Annotated in this window: 3 protein-coding genes and 1 tRNA gene; 1 reads left to right on the forward strand and 3 read right to left on the reverse strand. The window is 40.0% G+C overall.

Annotated elements, in window-relative coordinates:
- Positions 1-713: 713 nt before the first annotated feature.
- From GXZ17_RS05535 to GXZ17_RS05545, 3 genes are all read right to left on the reverse strand, one after another.
- Entirely contained in the window at positions 714-1,505 is a 792-nt protein-coding gene (locus GXZ17_RS05535) for an SDR family oxidoreductase (RefSeq protein WP_409376295.1), read from the reverse strand.
- A gap of 362 nt (positions 1,506-1,867) precedes the next feature.
- Positions 1,868-2,134 carry a hypothetical protein gene (locus GXZ17_RS05540; RefSeq protein ID WP_409376296.1) on the reverse strand — a complete coding sequence of 89 codons (267 nt, stop codon included), beginning with the start codon at positions 2,132-2,134 and terminating at the stop codon, positions 1,868-1,870.
- 107 nt (positions 2,135-2,241) lie between these two features.
- Positions 2,242-2,328 (reverse strand) — tRNA-Leu (locus GXZ17_RS05545).
- Between the two features lie 242 nt (positions 2,329-2,570).
- Between GXZ17_RS05545 and GXZ17_RS05550 the strand changes: the two genes are divergently transcribed.
- A partial coding sequence (locus GXZ17_RS05550; protein WP_409376297.1) for a PDC sensor domain-containing protein occupies positions 2,571-3,194 on the forward strand: 624 nt, incomplete at its 3' end.

The following is a 3,194-nucleotide window of genomic DNA, read 5'->3' on the forward strand; positions in this document are numbered from 1 at the left end:
CATGGATTCTCGCAATTACGGCAGGGGGGTTGTTTCTGAATGGTTCTACGAGGAATCTAAATTTTTTAAAGACAAGAATACTTGTATTCCCCGCTAAATTCTCGAGAATATGATAGGAGTAGCTATAAAGGGACAACCTTCCCATATAACCCGAGATTGCCACACACGCAGGGATTTTTCCGCGAGCATCGTTTCTTAGTTCTATAATTTTTTGCCTTTTTCTCAACCTTGTCAAGGTTGCCAAGCTTGCTTGATTGACGACTGGAGGTAAGCGAGGAGCGATAACAGCCTACACCAGGGAATATACAATTTTCTCATAACCCAGGAGAAAGAGAGGTAAGATAAGGAATAAACCTATTTTTAAATTTTCAAAAAATTTTGATTTTTCCTATTGACAAATTCAAAAAGAGATGATAATCTATGATTGCCATCGGCTCTGAGAAGCTAAGCTGGAGGATGGAAAAAAGAGCTTCTGTTTGAAAGATAAGAAGCTCAAAGCTTTCGAGTGGAAGTCCATCCTGAAATTTCTCGCTAAATGCGAGAAAGCAAAGGCTAAAGCTTGTCGGAGCCGATGGCTTTTTTATTTAATTTTTATAGCCGCGAAACTATAGGAGGTAAGGCTCTCCTGTAACCCCTCTTGAAGATACCATCAACTTATGATTTTTGTTTTTTACGGCGGCTAAATCTTATATTCCCGTATCAGGGTCTCCAGTTTATAAAACAAAACGAATAGCTCCTCCATCAACCTGAATGGCCGTACCGGTTAAGTAGGTGGCTTGGTTGGAGCATAAAAATACAACTAAAGAAGCTACCTCTTCCGGATTTCCATACCTCTTCATAGGAATAGCTTGTTCGGCTTCTTGTCTTAAGATTTCCAAAGGTTGACCGCTGCGAGCAGCTCTGTCTTCTAATAGCTGAATAGTTCTGCGAGTAGCAATAGAGCCTGGACAAACTACGTTAAAGAGAACATTTCGATGAGCATAGTCTCGTGATAGACTTTTAGATAAAGCACTGACCCCGCTTCTTAAGACGTTAGAAAGCAAGAGGTTTTCTATCGGTTCTTTGATAGAAGTAGAAGTTAGATAAGTTATCCTTCCCCAATTTTTAGCCTCCATATAAGGAAGGAAGGCTTTAGTTAATCGAATGGCACTCATTAAAAGTAAATCAAAGGATTTATACCAATCTTCCTCACTAATAGAGAAAATATTTCCTGGAGGGGGACCTCCGCTATTTATTACTAAAATGTCTACTCCTTGCATTTCTCTGGTTACATAATTCACCAGATTTTTTATGTCTTCCCCATTGCTTAAATCACAGGGGAAAAACAAGCATTCCCCACCCGTTTCTTTTTCGATCTCTTTTTGGGCTTCCTCTAACCTGGTTGAAGAACGGGAAGAAAGAATAACTCGAGCTCCTTCTCGAGATAACTCCCGGGCGATGGCCTTACCCATCCCCTGACTGCTTCCAGTTACTAAAGCTATCTTACCTTCTATTCCTAAATCCATCTTTTTCCTCCTCGTAAATTTGCTAAATTGTATCATTAATCTAATATGACGATAAATACTGTGAGCTCTGGCTTCTGGCTACTGGGCTCCCACTGCCTGCCAGAGTGTTTTTGTGGTGTTATCTCGCAAAGCTTCTGAATTCCCGACTACTGATTTCGAGAATGACGGGAAAGAACTTTTCAGGGATTTATCCCTCTCATAACCCCCTGAAAAGTGAAAAAAGACAAAAAATATAGAAAAATCACTGAGGAGAAAGACTTTTTCCTCAGCACTCGCGATGGTGGGTTTGGAGAAGCATCACAAGGCTAAAACACTTCTCTTTTTTTAAAACCAACGAGGTTTTCTCGATGGCGTTTTCACCCCTAAAAAGCTGAAGAAAGCTCTAAAATACTGTTAGCGGAAGTTCGAAGTGCCAGGTTTAACATCATCGGAGAAGTATTTAAGAATGCAAGCCTTAAGCTCTTTCTCTGAACGTAAAGCACGAGAAGAGCGTTTGAAGAATATTGTAGTGTGGAGCTTATAATCGGAAATAGTGCGGGGAGCTCTTCCTTCAGCTTTTTTTCAAACAGAAATACCTCTAAAAGGTTTTTCCAGTCGTCAGGTTGTGGAAGTTTTACTACTTCTCCCATAAAAAAGCACCTCTCTCTGGGAGTCGATTTTATAGCCACTGGACTCGTGCTTTCAGAGAGGGGAGAGTAAAATTATAGAAGAGGCTAAAAGAGCTCTATAGCGCACCTGGTGCCGAAGGCGGGAGTTGAACCCGCATGAGCTTTCACTCACTGGATCCTGATTCCAGCGCGTCTGCCATTTCCGCCACTTCGGCAACCCATAGTAAAATATCTCAAATTTCCTCACTTGTCAAGGGTTACAGAGGCTTTCAGACATGGTTATTCTATGATAATAACAGTAGAAAAAAATAACGGGAGCGATATAGAAGATTCACAGATCAAGCTGAAAGGCATTCTAGATGACTTCTTTTCCAAGCTAAAGTTTTTCCCATTTTTGCCGATACTTATTTATGGGTGGGTTGCAGAACTAAATCGCGAAAATAGGGGAGGAAGTAAAATGTTCAAATTTAAAAGCCTGCGGAGTAGATTGCTTTTTTGGTTTTTAATCCTTTCTTTAATCCCTCTTTTAACTTTAGCTATTTTGGGAATTACCGAATTTCAAGACACTCTTTTAGACCAGGAGATTGAAAATGATAAAGTGATTGCTCTTGAGATGGGAAAAACACTTTCCATAATGATGGATGAGGGGTTAGGACATGCTCATTTTTTAACTCAAAATTACTATATTATGAATCCCGATTCTGACGTTGCTGAAAAGTCTGCTGTTTTAAAGGATTTTGTTTCTAACCATACCGTTTATGCTACCGCTTCCCTTGTTGATTCCCAGGGCATTCAAATAGCTGACTCTCATGATAATGGTATCGGAGAGGATAAAAGCTCTACTGAGTGGTTTCAGGCAGTTAATTCTACTAAAAAGTCTTATTTAAGTGACCTCAGGGAGTCTACAGACCTCGGAATATATATTATGAATTTTGCTGCACCGGTTTTTGATGAAGACGATAATTTTGTGGGAGTAATAAGTATTCGTATGGATATTCAAAAAACCTCTGAAGAGCTCATGCGAGGGATACAGCTCGCCGAGACTGGATATGTCTACGTGTATGATGTGTCTCAGAATAAA

The sequence above is a fragment of the Candidatus Sordicultor fermentans genome, from assembly GCF_012728195.1.
Taxonomy (GTDB): Bacteria; Atribacterota; Atribacteria; order Atribacterales; family Caldatribacteriaceae; genus Sordicultor; species Sordicultor fermentans.

Excerpts from the sequence above, each read along its gene's own strand:
- GXZ17_RS05535 (WP_409376295.1), bottom strand. The coding sequence starts at position 1,505 with ATGGATTTAGGAATAGAAGGTAAGATAGCTTTAGTAACTGGAAGCAGT.
- GXZ17_RS05540 (WP_409376296.1), bottom strand. The coding sequence starts at position 2,134 with ATGGGAGAAGTAGTAAAACTTCCACAACCTGACGACTGGAAAAACCTT.